An 18017-nucleotide genomic window follows, 5' to 3' on the forward strand; every position below is an offset into this window, starting at 1 on the left:
CGCGGGCCCCCCCCGCTCGCTGGCTCAGCCGCCAGGCGTCATCACTTGGATGCCGCGCTCCAGTGCAGCGTGATGATGTTGGACTTGCTCTGTGCCGAGTCGGTGTCCTTGACGGAGACGGAGATCCGGTAGGCCATGCTCTCCGGGTTCGCGGCGGGCGTCCACGTCGTGTCGAGCGGGCTTGCCGCGGTGAATGTGCTCTTGAAGGCGTCGAGCGTGAGGGCGGAGTTGTTGCTGGCCCACGTGGCGTCGGTGGGGTTCCAGTTGTTGGTGGGGGTGCTCTGGGTCGTCGGGTACACCATGGTCGCCGTGCCGGCGGGGAACGTGCTGCAGTCCGCCGCGTCACCCGAGCCGGCGCCGCTCCCCGCGGTGGGCGCGAGGCGCTCCACCCTCACGAAGAGCCACGGCGCCACGTCGCTCGCACCGGCGCTCGTCCACGTCGTGTGGAACTTGATCGGGTGGAGGTTGGTGGTGCCGACGACCGAGCCGCCGTAGTTGACGCGCACGCAGCGGCTGTAGATCTTGCCGGGCACCATGTCGCTGAGGTTCATCGCGACGTTGGCGGTCGACTGCGAGTTCGTCAGTGCCACGGAGCCGGTGGCCCAGGTGGAGTTCGGGGCCGCCGTCGTCGCCGTGAAGGCGGCCGAGCTGGCCTGCCAGACCATCGCACCGCTGAGGACCATGCCGATCGGCAGGGCCGCCGCGACGGTGCGTCCCGCGGACAGGCGCCGGCGGCGCTTCGGGCGGGGAGCGGACGGCGCCTGAGGGCCGTCCGCCGTGCTGTTGTCGTCCCTCATAGCTCGTCCTCTCCTGGAGTGTGGAGCGGCCCGTCCGTGGACCGCTGGTCTGGCGCCGGCGGTGGAGGCCGGTCTTCGGGTTATCGGCCCGGCCGGTCCACCCTTGAGGGTGCGACCACCGGTGTGTGCCGCGTCACGTGTTCTGCGCTTCCCAGGTCAGGGCGAGGTTCACGGTGTGCGGGCTGGCCGTGGTGTTGGCGGCTTCGTCGTCGGGCAGCAGGAACCAGCGGACGCGGTAGGTGCGGGCCTCACCCGAGTTGGCCGGGGGGTTCCACAGCGGGATCGCCCCGGACGTGCGCTGGTGGCTGGCGCGGAACGTCGACCAGGTGAGTGCGTTGGACGCCTCGTTGGCGTTGTAGATGTTGCGCCCGAACCCGAAATCGCTGCAGTTGGTGGAGCTGCCGGTGCCCTCGTCGATACTCAGGCGCAGGTAGCCGTCGGCCTTGGCGACGGCGTTCTGAGGGGCGTACAGGATCACCCTGCCGGGGACGTTGCCGCCGTAGGTGATGCGGATGCACTTCTCGTCGAAGCTGCCGGGCTGCAGGTTCGGCACGTTGGTGAACAGCGTCGTGCTCGGGGAGCCGGTCAGGAGGACGGTGCCGGTGCCCCAGGTCGCCGACGGGCTGGACGAGCCGGACTTGAACGCGGCGGAGGCGCCGTTCCAGACGAGCCCGCCGGCGAGCAGCAGCGCGGTCGGCGCGGCGAGGACGGTCCAGTGGTGCCGCGGGCGGCGCCCGCGGGGCAGGTGGGCGCTCACAGCTCGCTCCCGGCGGTGGTCCGGCCGACGCGTGCGCGGCGGCGGCGTTTGGGCCGGCGCGCGGCCGGCGCGGACTGGCCCGTCCTGGGGGCCCGCTTCCTCGTCGTGCGGCTGCGGCCGGGCTTCTTGACCGGCCGGCGGGCGGCGCGGTTGGCCGCCGGGGCCGCCGCGTGTGCGGTGTCCGGCCGGCGCGCCCCGTCGCCGGTGGAGCCCTCGTCGCCGTCTCCGCCGGCCGCCTCGTCCGCCCCGTCGTGCACCGCGTCGGGCTCGTCCTCCTCGGGGCGGGTCATCACGAGCGCGCAGGCCGCGGCGAGGGCGGCCGTGGCCGCGCCGAGCTCCAGGTAGCGGCCCTGGTGCAGCCAGACGACGAGGATGCCCACGTACGGCACCCGGAGCCGGGCGAGCCCGATCACGTCGGAGGCCTGCACCGGCGCGGTGTCGGCGCTCTGGTTGGCGTCGCCGCGGGAGATCCAGCCGCCGCCGGGTGCCTTCTCGACGAAGCGGTGGACCAGGATGCGGTCGGGCTCGGAGGGGTCGCGGAAGACCGTGACCCGGCCGAGGAGGAAGTCGCTCGCCTCCCAGGGCTGCACGAGTACGACGTCGCCGGGGTGGATGCGGGGCATCATCGAGCCGGTCATGACCACGTTGGAGGTCCAGCCCAGCGGCAGGGTCGCCACGGACCACAGGAAGAGGCCGGCGACGGCGGTGAGGGCGGCGGCCGCCGCGCCGCGCAGCAGGACGCGGACGTTGTGCACGAGGTCCTCGTCCGCGAGCAGGCGCCGGGCGGCGGCGGGCAGCGCCCACCCCGCCCCGTCCCGGGAGCGGGCACCCTCCGGTGCCGCGGCGCTCGGCGCGGGCGGCTCGTGGAGGGTCGTGAGGGTCACGCGGAGGACATCGGCAGGCCGGGCCCGTTCCCTGAGCGCTGCCGGCCACCTCGTCGGCGGCGACGGCGCCGCTGCGGGCCGTTCGGGGGAACGTGCTGCGGCAGGGGGGTGATCGGCGCTCTCCAGGCTCCGATGCGCTCCGGGTGCGTTCGATGACCTGCTGTATCCACCCCGGGTCCGTGGGTCGCTGCGACCAGCGCACGACCCCCCGGGCACACCCCAGGAGCACCCATGTCGCCACGACCGCGCGAGAGCCGCGCGAGCGCCGTCCGCAAGCGCGGCACGGCGCCGCGGGCCGTCGCCGCCCTCGCCAGCGCCTTCGTCGGGCTGACCCTGGCCGCCTCACCCGCGGCCGCTGCGATCGACCTCGGCTACGACCCGCTGGCCACCAAGGGCGGGCTGTACCACATCGCCGCCGCCGTGGGCGCGCACGAGTCCTACAAGGCCGGCTTCACCGGCAAGGGCATCGGCGTCGCCCTCATCGACACCGGCGTCACCCCCGTCAGCGGCCTCAACACCGGGAACGTCGTCAACGGCCCCGACCTGTCCTTCGACAGCCAGGACCCCGCCGTGGCCCACGTCGACGGGTACGGCCACGGCACCCACCTGGCCTCCATCATCGCCGGGCGCCACACCCCCGGGACCCCGAGCTCCTACCTCACCCCCGCCAACTTCAACGGCATCGCGCCCGACGCGACCCTCGTCAACGTCAAGGTCGGCGCCCACGACGGCGCCGTCGACGTCACCCAGGTCATCGCCGCGATCGACTGGGTCGTCGAGCACCGCGCCACCCACAACATCCGCGTGATCAACCTCTCCTACGGCACCAACTCGGTCCAGGACCCCCTGGTCGACCCGCTGACCTACGCCGTGGAGAACGCCTGGAAGAAGGGCATCGTCGTCGTCGTCGCCGGCGGCAACGACGGCCGCACGGAGAAGGTCCTGGCCAACCCGGCCCAGAGCCAGCACGTCCTGGCCGTCGGCGCCTCCGACACCAAGGGCACCCTCGGCGTCCTCGACGACTCCGTGCCCGACTGGGCCACCCGCGGCGACTACAAGCGCCACGTCGACGTCGTCGCCCCCGGCGTCTCCGTCCACGGCCTGCGCGTCCCCGGCGGCTACGCCGACACGCGCAACCCCGCGGCCCGCGTGGGCAGCCGCTTCGCGAAGGCGTCGGGCACCTCCCAGGCCGCCGCCGTCGTCTCCGGCGAGGTGGCCCTCCTCCTCCAGGAGAACCCCTCCCTGACCCCGGACCAGGTCAAGGACGCGCTCATGGACACGGCGGGTGCCTTCTACACCGCCTCGCTCTTCCGCGGTGAGGGCCTGACCAACGTGCGCCGGGCGCAGCTCGAGTACACCGGCTACGTCGGGCCCTCCTCGTTGCTGTGGAGCAGCGGCGCCGGCTCGGTCGAGAAGGCCCGCGGGACCTCCCACGTCAGCTTCGGCGGCGTCGCCCTCACGGGGGAGAAGGACGTCTGGGGCAAGGCGTGGCAGCCCGCCACGTGGGCCGCTGCGACCAGCGGCCTCACCGCCTGGAACGGCGGCTCCTGGATGGGCACCCCGCTGACCGCGTCCTCGTGGAGCGGCGGCACGTGGGGCACGACCGCTTGGGCGGGCACCACCTGGACGGGGCTGTCCTGGCGCAGCGCCGCCTGGACGGGGCTGTCGTGGCGCGAGGGCACCTGGACGGGGCTGTCGTGGCGCGAGGGCACCTGGTCGGGGCTGTCCTGGCGCAGCGCCGACCTGGCCAGCAACGGCTGGGTCTGACCCGGCGCCCGGGACCGCACAGGACCCGGCACAGGAGGCCCGTCCGACCCCTCCGGGGCCGGGCGGGCCTTCAGTCGTCCCCGCTCGTGCCGATGACAAGAGTCGACGACGGATCGGGGAGGAGGTTCCACATGCCGGTGAACGAGCACGCCGCGCGCATCCCGCGCGAGACCCGGCTCGTCGTCGCGCTCACCTGCGCCCTGGCGCTGGCGGTGGCCGCCTTCGGTCTCCAGCACCTGGACCACCGCACGTACCTCCCGGTCCTGGAGCTCCCCTGGTGGCTGCTGGCCGTGGCGTTCCTCGCCGTCGAGTCGATCGTCATCAACGTCCAGGTCCGCCGCGAGGCCACGGCGGTCTCCATCAGCGAGCTCCCCCTGGTCCTGGGCCTGTTCCTCGCCACGCCGGCCGAGCTCCTCGTGGGCCGCGTCGTCGGCGCGCTCCTGGCGATGGTCGTCGTGCGGCGCTCCCCACCGCTGAAGACCGCGTTCAACGTCGCCCTCATGGGGGTGGAGACCTGCGTGGCCCTGGCCGTCTTCGGGGCGGTCACCCGCTGGGCGGACGGCCTGGACCCCGTGAGCTGGGCGGCGGCCTTCGCGGCGGTGCTCCTCGCGCAGGCGGTCACGGCCGTCGGCATCGGCCTGGTGATCGCCGTCTACGAGGGGGACCTCCGCGTCACGGTGCTCGCCCGGGGGGCGGTCGTCGGCCAGCAGGCCGCCCCGATGCTCATCACCCTCGCGCTCGTCGCGGTCACCAGCCTCTCCGCCGACACGCGCAGCGCGGTGCTCCTCAGCGCCTGCGCCGTCGTCCTGGTCCTGGCGTACCGCATCTACTCCGCCCTCTTCGACCGCCACCTCAGCCTCGAGCGGCTGTTCCGCTTCAGCCAGGCCGTCACCAACTCACCCGGTGTCGAGGAGGTCCTGCACAACGTGCTGCAGGAGGCCCGCGACCTGCTGCACGCCGAGCACGCCGAGGTCCTCTTCGTCTCCTCCGGCGGCACCGTCGCCCGCGTCCGCCTCGGCAGCTCCGGCAGGTTGCGGCGCTCGCAGGACCCGGAGGAGGCCGGCGACCGCTGGCTCCTCGCCGGTGTCGTGGACGGCGGGTTCCCGCTGCTCCTGCCCCGCGGCACCAAGGACGCGGCCCAGCGCCGCTGGCTGGACGCCCAGGGCCTGCGCGAGGCCGTCGTCGTCCCCCTGCGCGGCGGCGCCGGCATCATCGGCGCCCTCGTCGTCGCCGACCGCCTCGGCGACGTGCGGACCTTCGGCAACGACGACGTGTCGCTGCTGGAGACCGTCGCCAAGCACGCCGGCACCGCGCTGCAGAACGGCGAGCTCATCGACCGGCTGCGCCACGACGCCTTCCACGACACCCTCACCGGCCTGGCCAACCGCGCCGAGCTGCACCGGCTCACCGCCACCGCCCTCGACGACGTGCGCGACGGGCGCAGCGACGGTGCTGCCGTCCTGGTCCTCGACCTCGACGGCTTCAAGGACGTCAACGACACCCTCGGCCACCAGCACGGTGACCTGCTCCTCGTGGAGGTCGCCACCCGCCTCGTCTCGGCCGTCGGCGACAGCGGCACCGTCGCCCGCCTCGGCGGCGACGAGTTCGCCGTCCTCCTCACCGGTGAGGCCGGCACCGAGCGCGCCCACCGCATCGGGCGCCGCCTGCTGGCCGCGCTGGAGAACCCCGTGCCGCTCGCGGGCATGGACGTCGAGGTCGGCGGCTCCGTCGGCCTGGCGCTGGCGCCCGAGCACGCCGACGACCCCGCCGTCCTGCTCAAGCGCGCCGACGTGGCCATGTACGCGGCCAAGTCCTCCGGCAGCGGGCTGCGCCTCTACGAACCCGAGCTCGACGCCGGCAACCCGCGGCGCCTGGCCATGGTCCCGGAGCTGCGGGCCGCGCTGGCCTCCGGTGACGTCCACGTCCACGTGCAGCCCAAGGCGCTGCTCGCCACCGGCGAGGTCGTCGCCGTGGAGGCGCTGGTGCGCTGGGACCACCCCGAGCTCGGGCGGATCTCCCCGGAGGAGTTCGTGCCCGTCGCCGAGCGCAGCGGCCTCATCTCCGCGCTCACCTCCCGCGTCCTGGACGACGCCCTCGCCGCGTGCGCGCTGTGGCGGGCGCACGGCGCCGACATCAGCGTCGCCGTGAACCTCTCGCCGCGCAGCCTGCGCGGCACCGACGTCGTCGAGGACGTCTCCCGGCTCCTGCGCAGGCACCGCGTCCCCGGCGACCGGCTCACCCTGGAGATCACCGAGGGCTCGGTGATGTCGGACCCGGCGCGCTCGGTGGCGATCCTGCACGAGCTGCGGGCCCTGGGCGTGCGGCTGTCCGTCGACGACTTCGGCACCGGGTACTCCTCGCTGTCCTACCTCAAGCGGCTCCCGGTGCAGGAGGTCAAGATCGACCGCAGCTTCGTCGGCGGCCTGCACGAGGGCAGCGACGACGTCCCGATCGTGCGCTCGATCGTCGACCTCGGCCGCCACCTGGGCCTCGACGTCGTCGCCGAGGGCGTGGAGGACCAGGCGACCTGGGACCTGCTGGCGTCCATGGGCTGCGACCTCGTGCAGGGCTGGCACCTCGGCCGGCCCGTGCCCGTCGCGGAGTTCCTGCCCTGGCTGCAGGCGCGCCGCGTGGCCGCCGGCCAGCCGCTGCACGCCCGCTGACGGCGCCCCCGCGGCCTGCGCTCAGCCGACGCTGCGCAGGTCCTCCTCGACGTCGCCGGTGCTCTCCCAGCCCAGCAACCGCAGCACGGCCGTGCTCATCCGCTGGTGCCGGTGCTCCGCGAAGGAGGGGTCCACCGCGTCCGCCAGGGTCGCGAAGCACGCGGAGACGTCGCGGCGCTCGTCGTCCCCGGCCCGCTGCACCGCCTGGTCCCGGGCGGCGAGCACCACCGTCGTCAGGGGCAGGCCCCGGCAGACCTGGCGCCCCAGGCCCGTGGCGTGCTCCTTGCTGCCGTGGACGAGCAGCAGGCCCTGCTCGGCGATCTGCAGGACCGCGCCGGCCGCCGCGGCCGCGGCCTCCCGGTGCGCGGCGACGTCCACCCGGGCGCGCGCCATGTGCCGGCGCACCTCGTCGGTGTGCGCACCCGCCGGCCAGTACCCCTCCGTGTGCCGGGTCGCCGCCCGCATCACCTCGTCCGGGTCCTCCGCGGCGAGGTCCAGGTCCTGGCCCGTGTCGTACTCGCCGAGCACCTCGGCCGTCAGCCGCGCCAGGCGCTCCTGCGCGATGTCGAGCTCCCGCCGCTCCTGCCCGAGGAGGTGCAGCAGCGTGGTCAGGGCCGCGTGGCAGCCCTGCAGGTAGTCGGGCATCGACGTGCGGGTCATGAGCATCACAGGCCTCCCTGGTCCCGGACTCCCTCGTGCCGGGACCAGCACAGTAGGCGGCGGGAGGGAGTTCCGCGCGGCGCTGCACCGCGTGTCACCCGCCCGACCCAGCGCCCGGTCGCCTTGCCCGGGGCGCCCGCCCGGAGCACCATCGACGGGGCGGGCACCGCCCGCCCGGCCGGGGCGCGCGGTCCGCAGGCCGCCCCGCCGAGGAACCCGCGGAGGAGGCGCTGTGTCGGAGAGCACGCTGACGGATGCCGGGGACACCCCCTGGGACGCCGAGGAGTACACGCCCCGGGCGCGCGTCCTCGCCGAGGACCCGGCCGAGGACCTGCCTGCGGAGCCGGTCGCGGCGGAAGCGCCGGACCTCCCCCTGGAGGACCCCGAGCGCCCCGCGCCCGACCCCCTCGACGAGGACGACTACGCCCACGAGGTCCCGTAGGCGGGGACCGGCGGCGGGGACCGGTGCCGGCTCAGGTGCTGCCCGCGGCGCCCGGCGCGGCGGGCAGCACCTCCAGGCGGCGCAGCAGGAACAGGAACGCCGCCGCGTACGGGTGGTGGTCGACGTCGGCGTGCACCCGCTCCCAGTCGACCTGCTCCCGCAGCGCCCGCGCCACCGGGAGCATGCGCGAGTAGTTGCAGAAGTGCTCCGAGAGGGCCAGCAGTTTCGAGGTGAACAGCTCCGTGGCGCGCAGCACCGGCATGCGCACCGACAGCACCTCCAGCTCGTCGGCCTGCCGCACCATCCGCCGGTCCACGGGGTTGCCGGCCAGGCGGAACAGGACGTCGACGAACACCCCGTCCGTCCACACCTTGAACAGCCAGTCCTCCGGTGGGCGCTCCACCTCCAGGCCCGCCTCGTCGAGGACCTCGACCGCGCGGTCCAGGTCCTGCTCGGCGATGAGGAAGTCGACGTCGTGCTCGGACTCCGGCCCGCCGCGCGCCCACGCCGCGTACCCGCCGCAGAGGCAGAAGTCGACCTCGCTGCGCTTGAGCGCGACGGCCGTCCGCTTCAGCGCCTCGCGCAGGGCCTTGCGCTCCTGAACGACCTGTTCCAGCTGCGTCACCCGGTCATCCTCCCCGACGGCGCGCTCCCGTGCGCGGCAAGGCGTCCGGGCCGGTGCCGGCACGTCCGGCGAGGCGCGGCGGGTGGCGTCGCGGCAGACTGGGCCGGTGCGCGTGGCGACGTTCAACATCCTGCACGGGCGGTCCCTCGTCGACGACCGGGTGGACCTGGACCGGTTCGCGGCGACGGTCAAGGGGCTCGACGCCGACGTCCTGGGGATGCAGGAGGTGGACCGCGACCAGCCCCGGTCCCTCGGCGCGGACCTGACGGCGGTGGCGGCGGAGGCGATGGGCGCCCCGGAGCACCGGTTCGTGGCGGCGCTGTCGGGAACCCCCGGGGCGACGTGGATGGCCGCGACCGGCGACGAGCAGCCGGGTTCGGCCAGCTACGGGATCGCGCTGCTGTCGCGGTTCCCCGTGCACTCGTGGGAGACGATCCGCCTGCCCGCCCCGCCGGTGCGCCTCCCGGTGCGCTTCTCCGACCGCCGCTGGCCGGTCCTGGCCTCCGACGAGCCGCGCGTCGCCGTGGCCGCCGTCGTGGAGACCCCCCGCGGCCTGCTCACCGTGGTGAACACGCACCTGTCGTTCGTGCCGCGGTGGAACACGTGGCAGCTTCGGCGGCTCATGGGCGCGCTCGCCGGGTGCTGCCCGGAACCGCTGCTGCTGACCGGTGACCTCAACATGGAGGGGGACGTCCCGGAGCGCGTGACCGGCCTGCGTTCCCTGGCGGCCCTCCCCACGTACCCCGGGACCGGGCCGCACAAGCAGCTCGACCACGTCCTCGCGCGCGGCGACGTGGGGGAGGTCGTCTCGGTCAGCGCACCGGACGTGCCGCTGTCCGACCACCGGCCCCTGGTGGTGGACCTGCGCTGAGGGCGGGGGCTACTGGTCGTAGCCCTCCACCTCGGGCACGGGCCGCGGCGCGGCGTCGTCCGGGTTGAGCCCGGCCTCCTTGCGGGCCCGGCGCTGCCGCAGCAGGTCCCACATCCGGTCCAGCTGCTCCTCGGCCCGCCGCAGCCGGTCGTGCTCCTCGGACTCGTCGATCCGGCCCTCCTGCAGCTGCTGCCGCAGGCGGTGCTCCTCGTCGACGAGTTCCTGGATGCGCCCCATCAGCTGTCGCTCGTCCATGTCGTCCCCTCCCGGAGGTTCGCCGTCCAGCGGCCGGTCCGCACAGCACGCTAGGGCCTCGGGCCCCGGCGGGCAGGTCGGCGGGCGGGTTCAGCGGCCGGTGGGCGGCAGCTGCGGGCCGGGGTCGAGGAACTCCACCCGCACGGCGCTCACCAGGGCGCCGACCCGCTCCAGGAACGCGGCGGTGGCGGGGCGGGCCTCGTGCGCGGCGTGGGCCGCGCGGTCCCGGTACACCTCGTAGAACACCCGGGCCAGGGGCTCGTCGGCGACGCGGTGGGTGGCGTACACGAGGGTTCCGGGTTCCTCGGCGGAGATGCCGGGTAGGACGTCCGCGACGAGGGCGTCGAAGTCCCCGGCGGCCTCCGGGTCGGGCAGGTCGAACCTCACCACGAGCGCGAACACGGCGACCTCCGGGGGTGGACGGCGGGGGACGGGGGACCTGCGGTGATCGTGCCGCACGCGGTCGCCGGCCGCGAGACCGCCCGTCGGGGGAGGCGCGCGCCTCCGTCATTTGATAACGCCAACGGTTTCCATTTAGATGTGCGCCGACACGGCGGTACCTCTGGATGGAGCGGTTCATGGCATGGCGCAGGACTCCGGGGGCACTGGCCCCCTCCGTCGTACTGGCACTGGCGGCGGTGACGGCCTGCAGCGGCCCCGCCGGTGAGGGGCCGGCCGCCGGGGGGTCCTCCGCACCGGCGGGCCCGCTGAGGGTCGTCGGGCAGTTCGAGGTCCACAGCATCGACCCCGCCACGGCCGGCGGCTTCTTCACCCGCCTGCAGGTCGCCGAGACCCTCGTCGACGCCGACACCACCGGGCAGCTCGTGCCCGGCCTGGCCACCGCGTGGGAGGTGAGCGGGGACCAGCTCACCTGGACCTTCCCGCTGCGCGAGGGCGCCACCTTCCACGACGGCACGCCCGTGCGTGCCGAGGACGTGGTCGCGGCGCTGGAGACCGCCCGCCGCAAGACCGGCACCCCCCTGGACGACGCCCCCGTGGCGTCGGTCGCCGCCGACGGCGGCGCGGTGCGCATCACCCTCACCGAGCCGTTCTCGCCGCTGCCCGCGGTGCTCACCCACACCGGCACGCAGATCCTCGCGCCCGCCTCCTACGCCCCCGACGGCTCGGTCACGGAGGTCGTCGGCACCGGCCCGTACGAGGTCGAGGAGGTCACCCCGCCCTCCGCCATCGACGTCGTCGCCTCCGACGACTGGAAGGGCGAGCGCCCGGCGATCGAGCGGGTCGCCTACCAGACCGCGGGCCGCGCCGAGAGCCGCGCCCTCATGGCCGAGAGCGGCCAGGCCGACGTCACCCTCGGCATGGACCCCGTCAGCCTCCAGCGGCTGCGCGGCAAGCCCGGCCTGGAGGTCGTGTCCGTCACCCTGCCGCGCACCATCCAGTTCAAGGTCGACGCCGGCCACGAGTTCCTCGGCGACGTCCGGGTGCGCCGCGCCCTCAGCCTCGCCCTCGACCGCGAGGGGATGGCCACCGCCCTGCTGCGCGACCCCGAGATGGCCGCCACCCAGCTCCTGCCGCCCACGGTGCAGGCGTGGCACTCCGACTCCCTGGAGCCGCTGGAGCACGACCCCGCCGCCGCGAAGGCCCTGCTCGCCGAGGCCGGCTGGACCCCCGGCCCCGACGGCGTCCTGACCCGCGACGGCAGGCGCTTCGAGGTCGCCCTGCGCACCTTCCCGGACCGCCCCGAGCTGCCGCCGCTGGCCACCGCCATCCAGGACGCGTTCCGGCAGGTCGGCGTCGCCCTCGACGTGCAGGTCGGCAACTCAAGCGAGATCCCCGCCGGGCACCAGGACGGCACCCTGCAGATGGGCCTGTTCGCCCGCAACTACGGCCTGACCCCCGAGCCGCTGGTGAGCCTGCTGGGCGACTTCGGGCCCGAGGGCTCCGACTGGGGCGCGATGCGCTGGTCCAGCCCGGAGCTCACCGCGTCCCTGCGGGACGTGGCCGACGGCATCGACGAGGCCGGGGCGCGGGCCGCCCGCGAGCGCGTGGTCGGCATCCTGCACGAGGAGCTGCCCGTCGTGCCCGTGGCGTGGTACCGGCAGAGCGCCGTCGTGGGCGGGCGCGTCGAGGGCGTGGAGCTCGACCCGCTGGAGCGCTCCTGGCGCCTCACCGAGATGCGGTGGTCGTGAGCGGTCCGGGGACGGTGCCCCGCCTGCTCGCGCGGCGGGCCGCGCAGGGCGCGGGGGTGGCGGTGCTCGTCTCCACCGCCTGCTTCGCCGTCGTGCAGAGCCTGCCCGGGGACATCGCCTACCGCATCGCGGCCGGCCGCTACGGCTACGACCAGGTCGACGCCGCCGCCGCCGAGGCGGTGCGCGCCGAGCTGGGGCTGGACCGCCCGGCGTGGCAGCAGCTGCTGTCCTGGCTGGGCGACCTCGTGCGCCTCGACCTCGGCACCTCCCTCGTCACCGGTGCGAGCGTCGCGCACGAGCTGTGGCTGACCCTGTCCAGCACCCTGACCCTCGCCGCCGCGGCCCTGGTGGTCTCCTTCGTCACCGGCAGCGCCCTCGGTGCCCTGGCGGCCCGGCGGCCCGGGGGCGTGCTGGACCGCGCCACCACCCTGTGGGTCACGGGCGCCCGTGCCCTGCCGCCGTTCCTCCTCGGCCTCGTGCTCGTCCTGGTGTTCTCCGTGCACCTCGGGGTGCTGCCCGCCGCCGGGCACGGGGGCAGCACGAGCATCGTGCTGCCGGCGCTGACCCTCGCGGTGGGCCTGTCGGGCCTGTTCGCCCGCGTCGCCCGCGACGCCGTCACCCAGGTGCGGGCCTCCCAGCACGTGCGCTTCGCCGCGACCAAGGGCCTCGGGGAGCGGGCGCTGTTCCTGCGGCACGTCCTGCGCAACTCCGGCGTCACGCTCGTGGCCTACCTCGGCGTGCAGGCGCTCGTCCTCGTGGAGGGCGTCGTCGTCGTGGAGAGCCTGTTCGCCTGGCCGGGACTGGGGCACGCCCTCGTGCACGCGATCTTCTGGCGGGACGTGCCGGTGCTGCAGGCCACGGCGCTCGCCCTCGCGCTGCTCGTCGTGGCCCTCAACACCGCCGTCGACCTGGCCACCCGCGCCCTCGACCCCCGCCCGCAGACCAGGGCGGTGGCCGCGTGAGCACCCTCGTCACGACGCCCGCCACCCCGGGCGGGTCCACCCCGGGCCGGGCCGGGACGCGCGCGCGCCGCGGGGCGCGCTGGTGGGTCTCGGCCGCCGTCCTGGGCGCGCTCGTGCTCTTCGCCCTCGCCGGGCCGCTGCTCTGGCGCGACGTGGCCGGGCAGGAGCTGTCGCGCTTCCTGGAGCCGCCGAGCGCCGCCGAGCCCCTGGGCCGCGACCACCTGGGCCGCAGCGTCACCGCGCGCCTCGCCGCGGCCACCCGGCTCTCGCTGCTGCTGGCCCTGCTGTGCGTGGCGACCGCCCTGGTCGCCGGGACCCTGCTCGGCGTCCTCGCGGCGTGGCGCGGGGGCGCGGTCGACGCCGCCCTGCGCGGGCTCTCGGAGGTCCTCGTCGCCCTGCCCGCGCTCCTCGTCGTGCTGATCTTCTCCGCGATGGCCGAGGGCGGGCTGTGGACCCTCTACCTGGGCCTGGCGCTGGCGCAGTGGGTGGAGTACTTCCGCGTCGTGCGCGCCCGCAGCGGTGTCGTGCTCGCCGGGCCGGCCGTGGAGGCCGCCGGGCTGCTGCGCCTGGGCCCGGTGCACGTGCTGCGCCGGCACCTGCTGCCGGAGGTGCGGGGGGTGCTGGCCACGATGGCGACGTTCGGGATCGGCACCTCGGTCCTCGCGCTGTCCACCCTCGGCTTCGTCGGGGTGGGGCTGCGCCCGCCCACCCCCGAGCTCGGTCTCATGATCACCGAGGGCTTCCCGTACTGGTCGGAGGCGCCGTGGATGTCCCTGGCGCCGGTGCTCGTGCTCGCCGCGCTCGTCCTCGGGCTGCTCGGTCTGCGCGGGGAGGAGGAGCGCCCGTGAGCGTCCACGTGCACGAGCTGCAGGTCCGGGCCGGCGGGAGGGTGCTGGTCGACGTCGCGGACGTCCGCCTGGAGCGCGGCCGGCCGCTGACGATCGTGGGGGAGAGCGGCTCGGGCAAGTCCCTGCTCGCCGCCGCCGTGATGGGGACCCTCGGCCAGGGGCTGACCGCCACCGGCCGCCTCACGGTGGACGGCGCGCGCCACGACGCCGCCGACACGACCCGCCGCCGGGCCCTGTGGGGGCGGGTCGTGGCGATGCTCCCGCAGGAGCCGGCGCTCGCCCTGGACCCGACGATGCGGGTGGGCGAGCAGGTCGCGGAGGGGGTGCGCGGCTACCGCGCCGACCGCCCCGGTGCCCGCCGCACCGCGCAGGACCTGCTGGCCTCCCTGGGCCTGCCGCACGTGGCGCGGGCGTTCCCGCACACGCTGTCGGGCGGCATGGCGCAGCGGGTGGCCTTCGCCGCGGCCACCGTCGGCGGCGCCCCGGTGCTGCTGGCCGACGAGCCCTCCAAGGGCCTGGACCCCGGAGCCCGCGCGGAGCTCGCGGCGCTGCTGCTGCGGCACGCCGAGGGCGGTGGGGCACTGCTCACCATCACCCACGACCTCCAGCTCGCCCGCGAGCTCGGCGGGGAGGTGCTCGTCATGCGCGAGGCCACCGTGCTGGAGCGCGGCCCGGCCCACGAGGTCCTCGACGCCCCGCAGCACCCGTACACCCGCCGCCTCGTCGCCGCGGAGCCCGTGCACTGGAGGCACCCGTGGGTGCGCCGCGGCTCGCGGGCCGGCGCCCCCGGGCAGGCCCCCGGGCAGGCCCCCGGGCAGGCCCCCGGGCAGGCAGCGGGGCAGGCAGCGGGGGAGGAGCTGGTCGTCGCCGAGGGCCTCGCGAAGTCCTACGGCGGGCGGGAGCTGTTCTCCGGCCTGTCCCTGGGCGTGCGGGCGGGGGAGCGCCTCGCGCTCAGCGGGCCCAGCGGGTCCGGCAAGACCACCCTGGGCAACGTCCTGCTGCGCCTGCTGCCGCCCGACGCCGGCACCGTCCGGCACGCCGCCGCCCTGGGCGCCGGGAAGGTGCAGAAGCTCTACCAGGACCCGGCGCTCGCCTTCCCCGCGCGGGTGGCGCTCGCGGACGCCTTCCGCGACGTGCTGCGCCGCCACCGGGTGCCCCGGGCCCGCCTGGAGGAGCTGCTGGCGGCGCTGCGCCTGGACGCGGGGCTGCTGGCCCGCCGGCCGGGGCAGGTCTCCGGCGGGGAGCTGCAGCGCCTCGCCATCATCCGGGCGGTGCTGCTGGAGCCGGCGCTGGTCTTCGCGGACGAGCCGACGTCCCGCCTGGACCTGCTGACCCAGGAGGAGACGGTGGCCTGCCTGCTGGAGCAGGTGGAGCGGCAGCACTGCGCGCTCGTCCTCGTCACCCACGACGCCTCCCTCGCGGAGGCCGTCGCCGACCGGCACCTGGCGCTGGGGGAGCGGGTGGCGGTGCCCGCCTGACGCGGAGCGCCGCCGCGGGGTCCGCTCAGGCGGGCGCGGGCAGCAGCCAGGCGTGCGCGGCGGGGCCGTCGGCGGGCAGCACCACGTCGGTGCCGTCCTCGCCCGCGGCCGCGCCGGTCAGCACCCGCACGTCCCCGTCGCCGCCGAGCAGCGCCCGCGGCAGCCGCACCGGCGGGTGCGGGGCGCGCGCGACGTGCACCAGCACCGAACCCTCCGGGTGCTCGCGCAGGAACGTCCACGAGTCCGCCTGCACGTGCGCCCAGCGCAGCCCACCGCGACGCAGCGCGGTGTACCGGTGGCGCAGGCCCAGCCAGGAGCGGTACCGCTCCAGCAGCTCCGCGTCCCACTCCCCGCTGCGCTCCCACGGGAACGGCGTGCGGGAGTGCTCGCCGTTGACGCCGGTCAGGCCGATCTCGTCGCCGGCGAAGACCAGGGGCACGCCGGGCAGGGTGGCCAGCAGGGCGAGGGCGGCGACGTGCCGGGCGCGCCCCGCGCCGCCGGCCGGCAGGTCGCCGGAGGCGCCCCCGCCCACGACCGTGCGGATGCGGGCCGTGTCGTGGGAGGAGAGCTGGTTCGAGGAGGCGCACCAGGCGCGCCACGACATCGAGGACGCCACCGCGCGCACGGCCGCGACGGCGTCCTGCCCCGGCAGGGACGGCACGGGCACCGGCACGCCGAGGAAGTCCTCCAGCGGGCTGTCCCGCACGAGCCAGGACCAGACCGGGCGGGTGAACCCGGCGTAGTTCATGGTGCCGTGCCAGCCGTCGCCGGCGAGGTCGGCGGAGGCGTCGTGGCCGTGCTCGGCGAGCAGCCAGCCGTCCCGCCCCGTCTCGGCGGCCGCCGCCGCGAGGGTGCGGCGCAGCTCGCGGGCCACGTCGTGGGTGAGGTCCTGCGCGCCGTTCCGGCCGGTCATGTTCGCCACGTCGATGCGCCAGCCGTCCAGGGCGCACCCGCGGGTGAGGCGGCCCACCACCGAGGCCGCGCCGGAGTACAGCGCCAGGCGCAGCGCGGGGGAGTCGTGGGACAGCTTCGGCAGGGACCGCACGCCGAGCCAGCTCTCGTACCCGTCCGGGTGGTCCGTGAAGCGGTAGTACGAGGCGGTGGGCGCGCGGGAGTCCTCCCGCGCGGCGACGAACCAGTCGTGCCCGTCCCCGGTGTGGTTCGTCGTCAGGTCGCACACCAGGCGCAGGCCGCGGGCGTGCGCGTCGTCCGCCAGCCGCCGCAGCGCCTCCGTCCCGCCGAGCACCGGGTCGACCTGCTCGAAGCTCACGGCGTCGTAGCGGTGCACCGAGCGGCCCTCGAACACCGGCGTCAGGTACACGCAGGTCGCGCCGAGCCCCGCGACGTGGTCGAGGCGCTCGCGCAGCCCGTCGAGGTCGCCGCCGTACCACTCGCGCGCCGCGTCCGGCCCGTGCGCGGTGACGGGGTCGTCCCAGTTCCGCGGCAGCGCCCACCCCGGGGCGGCGCGCCCGGCGCCGGAGCGGGCGAAGCGGTCGGGGAAGACCTGGTACACCACGGCGTCGGCGACCCAGTCCGGGGCGGCGTCGTGCGCGACGAGCCGGAAGTCGCCGTCGTCGGGCACGTCGTGGGCGGTGACGCCGCGGGCGGTGAGCCAGGCGTACGGCCGCGGCCCGTCGCAGTGCAGCAGGAACCGGTAGCGCGTGACCGGGTTGTGCGCCACCAGCGGCACCCGCCACCGGGAGGCGGCGTCCCCGGCGTGCTCGACCTCGGCGGCGGTGTACGCCGGCTCCCCGTCGCGCACGCTGCGCAGCACCACCTGCCGGACCCGCGCGGCGTGCGGCACCACGACGTGCAGGACGACGGTGGCGCCCGGGGTGGGCGCGGGGTCGGAGACGTAGAGCGCGGAGCCGTCGTGGTGCGGCTCCGCCAGCAGCAGGTCCACCGGTGCTCAGCCCTTGACCGCGCCGGCGGTGAGGCCGCCGGTGATGAAGCGCTGGAGGAACTGGAACAGCACGACCACCGGGATGCTGAAGAGCACCGCGCCCGCGGCGAACAGCCCGAGGTTGTTGCTGCGGTCGCCGTCGAGGATCCCGTACAAGCCGGTGGCGAGGGTCTTGGAGTCCGCGTCCGTGAGGAAGATCGTGGCGATGAGGAACTCGTTGGCGACGCCGACGAACGCCATCAGCCCGGTCGTGGCCAGGATCGGCGTGACCAGCGGCAGGATGATGCGGAAGTACACCTGGGCGTGGCTGGCGCCGTCGATGGTGGCGGCCTCGTCCAGCTCGCGCGGCACCGTGTCGAAGAACCCCTTGATGAGCCACACCTGCAGCAGCGCGCCGCCCATGAGGACCACGCCGTAGCCGAGGACGGTGTCCAGGCCGATCGCGGGCACGACCTCGCCGACGGCGGTGAACATCGAGAAGATCGCGATGACGGCGAGGAACTGCGGGAACATCTGGATGAGGAGCAGGGCCAGCAGGCCGGTGCGCCGGCCGCGGAACCGGAAACGGGAGAAGGCGTAGGCGGCCAGGGCGCTGCAGAGGACCTGCGCCACGGAGACGCCTGTGCACAGCACGAGGGTGTTCAGGCCCCAGCGCAGGAACGGGCCCTTCTCCCCGGACAGCAGCCGCACGAAGTTCTCGCCGCTGACCTGCGCGGGGAGCAGGCTGGTGCTGGCCAGGGTGCCCAGCGGGTTCAGCGCGGCGGAGACGATGAAGAGGATCGGGAACACCGCTGCGGCGACGGCGACCAGGCCCACGACGTGCCGCCAGCCGACCTCCTTCCACCAGCGGGCGCCGCGCAGCCGCGTCTCCGCGACGACGGGGGTGCCCGCGCGGGCGGCCGGGGGCACCGGACCGCCGGGAGGGGTGTTCAGGGGGGTGGTCATCGGAGTCGTC

At 75.5% G+C, this 18017-nt stretch carries 17 protein-coding genes; 8 read left to right on the forward strand and 9 right to left on the reverse strand.

Features of this window, described 5'->3' with window-relative positions; all coding sequences use genetic code 11:
• Window positions 1-41: 41 nt before the first annotated feature.
• The 3 genes from ACYQBY_RS20865 to ACYQBY_RS20875 all read right to left on the reverse strand — a co-directional run bounded on the left by ACYQBY_RS20865 (window position 42) and on the right by ACYQBY_RS20875 (window position 2438).
• On the reverse strand, window positions 42-797 hold the full coding sequence (locus ACYQBY_RS20865) for a hypothetical protein (protein ID WP_459645818.1): 756 nt from the start codon (window positions 795-797) through the stop codon (window positions 42-44).
• Window positions 798-930: 133 nt separating this feature from the next.
• Window positions 931-1554, reverse strand: a complete 624-nt coding sequence (locus ACYQBY_RS20870) for a hypothetical protein (protein WP_459645819.1) — start codon at window positions 1552-1554, stop codon at window positions 931-933.
• On the reverse strand, window positions 1551-2438 hold the full coding sequence (locus ACYQBY_RS20875) for a signal peptidase I (RefSeq protein WP_459645820.1): 888 nt from the start codon (window positions 2436-2438) through the stop codon (window positions 1551-1553). Before ACYQBY_RS20875 ends, ACYQBY_RS20870 begins: the two co-directional genes overlap by 4 nt.
• A 231-nt stretch (window positions 2439-2669) precedes the next feature.
• Here ACYQBY_RS20875 and ACYQBY_RS20880 point away from each other — a divergent pair, with 231 nt between their 5' ends.
• Both ACYQBY_RS20880 and ACYQBY_RS20885 read left to right on the forward strand, forming a co-directional pair.
• On the forward strand, window positions 2670-4205 hold the full coding sequence (locus ACYQBY_RS20880) for a S8 family serine peptidase (protein ID WP_459645821.1): 1536 nt from the start codon (window positions 2670-2672) through the stop codon (window positions 4203-4205).
• A gap of 131 nt (window positions 4206-4336) precedes the next feature.
• Window positions 4337-6868, forward strand: a complete 2532-nt coding sequence (locus ACYQBY_RS20885; protein WP_459645822.1) for a putative bifunctional diguanylate cyclase/phosphodiesterase — start codon at window positions 4337-4339, stop codon at window positions 6866-6868.
• A 21-nt stretch (window positions 6869-6889) separates the two neighbouring features.
• Here the strand turns inward: ACYQBY_RS20885 and ACYQBY_RS20890 are convergent, their stop codons facing one another.
• Entirely contained in the window at window positions 6890-7534 is a 645-nt protein-coding gene (locus tag ACYQBY_RS20890; RefSeq protein WP_459645823.1) for a hypothetical protein, read from the reverse strand.
• 226 nt (window positions 7535-7760) lie between these two features.
• On the opposite strand from ACYQBY_RS20890, the gene ACYQBY_RS20895 reads away from it, so the two are divergent.
• Window positions 7761-7970 carry a hypothetical protein gene (locus ACYQBY_RS20895; RefSeq protein ID WP_459645824.1) on the forward strand — a complete coding sequence of 70 codons (210 nt, stop codon included), beginning with the start codon at window positions 7761-7763 and terminating at the stop codon, window positions 7968-7970.
• A 31-nt stretch (window positions 7971-8001) separates the two neighbouring features.
• Here the strand turns inward: ACYQBY_RS20895 and ACYQBY_RS20900 are convergent, their stop codons facing one another.
• A complete protein-coding gene (locus ACYQBY_RS20900) occupies window positions 8002-8595 on the reverse strand; it encodes a nucleotidyltransferase family protein (protein ID WP_459645825.1) in 594 nt (197 codons plus the stop codon).
• Between the two features lie 106 nt (window positions 8596-8701).
• Here ACYQBY_RS20900 and ACYQBY_RS20905 point away from each other — a divergent pair, with 106 nt between their 5' ends.
• Window positions 8702-9466, forward strand: coding sequence for an endonuclease/exonuclease/phosphatase family protein (locus ACYQBY_RS20905; RefSeq protein WP_459645826.1), 765 nt, complete (start codon window positions 8702-8704; stop codon window positions 9464-9466).
• A 9-nt stretch (window positions 9467-9475) separates the two neighbouring features.
• On the opposite strand, the gene ACYQBY_RS20910 is transcribed toward ACYQBY_RS20905, so the two are convergent.
• Both ACYQBY_RS20910 and ACYQBY_RS20915 read right to left on the reverse strand, forming a co-directional pair.
• Window positions 9476-9721, reverse strand: coding sequence for a DUF2630 family protein (locus ACYQBY_RS20910; RefSeq protein WP_459645827.1), 246 nt, complete (start codon window positions 9719-9721; stop codon window positions 9476-9478).
• Between the two features lie 90 nt (window positions 9722-9811).
• Window positions 9812-10123 carry a putative quinol monooxygenase gene (locus ACYQBY_RS20915; RefSeq protein ID WP_459645828.1) on the reverse strand — a complete coding sequence of 104 codons (312 nt, stop codon included), beginning with the start codon at window positions 10121-10123 and terminating at the stop codon, window positions 9812-9814.
• Window positions 10124-10299: 176 nt separating this feature from the next.
• Here ACYQBY_RS20915 and ACYQBY_RS20920 point away from each other — a divergent pair, with 176 nt between their 5' ends.
• The 4 genes from ACYQBY_RS20920 (at window position 10300) to ACYQBY_RS20935 (ending at window position 15159) form a co-directional block, all read left to right on the forward strand.
• Complete coding sequence (locus ACYQBY_RS20920) at window positions 10300-11871, forward strand: ABC transporter substrate-binding protein (protein WP_459645829.1); 1572 nt, start codon at window positions 10300-10302, stop codon at window positions 11869-11871.
• Window positions 11868-12833 (forward strand): ABC transporter permease, encoded by a 966-nt coding sequence (locus tag ACYQBY_RS20925; RefSeq protein ID WP_459645830.1) that lies wholly within the window; start codon window positions 11868-11870, stop codon window positions 12831-12833. The genes ACYQBY_RS20920 and ACYQBY_RS20925 overlap by 4 nt, the downstream gene beginning before the upstream one ends.
• A gap of 101 nt (window positions 12834-12934) precedes the next feature.
• On the forward strand, window positions 12935-13681 hold the full coding sequence (locus ACYQBY_RS20930) for an ABC transporter permease (protein WP_459645900.1): 747 nt from the start codon (window positions 12935-12937) through the stop codon (window positions 13679-13681).
• A complete protein-coding gene (locus ACYQBY_RS20935) occupies window positions 13678-15159 on the forward strand; it encodes an ABC transporter ATP-binding protein (RefSeq protein ID WP_459645831.1) in 1482 nt (493 codons plus the stop codon). The genes ACYQBY_RS20930 and ACYQBY_RS20935 overlap by 4 nt, the downstream gene beginning before the upstream one ends.
• A gap of 25 nt (window positions 15160-15184) precedes the next feature.
• Here ACYQBY_RS20935 and ACYQBY_RS20940 read toward each other — a convergent pair whose 3' ends face one another.
• Both ACYQBY_RS20940 and ACYQBY_RS20945 read right to left on the reverse strand, forming a co-directional pair.
• The gene (locus tag ACYQBY_RS20940) at window positions 15185-17062 is read right to left on the reverse strand and encodes an alpha-amylase family glycosyl hydrolase (RefSeq protein ID WP_459645832.1); all 1878 of its coding nucleotides are present in this window, start codon (window positions 17060-17062) and stop codon (window positions 15185-15187) included.
• Window positions 17063-17068: 6 nt separating this feature from the next.
• The gene (locus ACYQBY_RS20945; protein WP_459645833.1) at window positions 17069-18007 is read right to left on the reverse strand and encodes a sugar ABC transporter permease; all 939 of its coding nucleotides are present in this window, start codon (window positions 18005-18007) and stop codon (window positions 17069-17071) included.
• Between the last annotated feature and the right edge of the window lie 10 nt (window positions 18008-18017).

Source organism: Kineococcus anabasis (assembly GCF_054590795.1).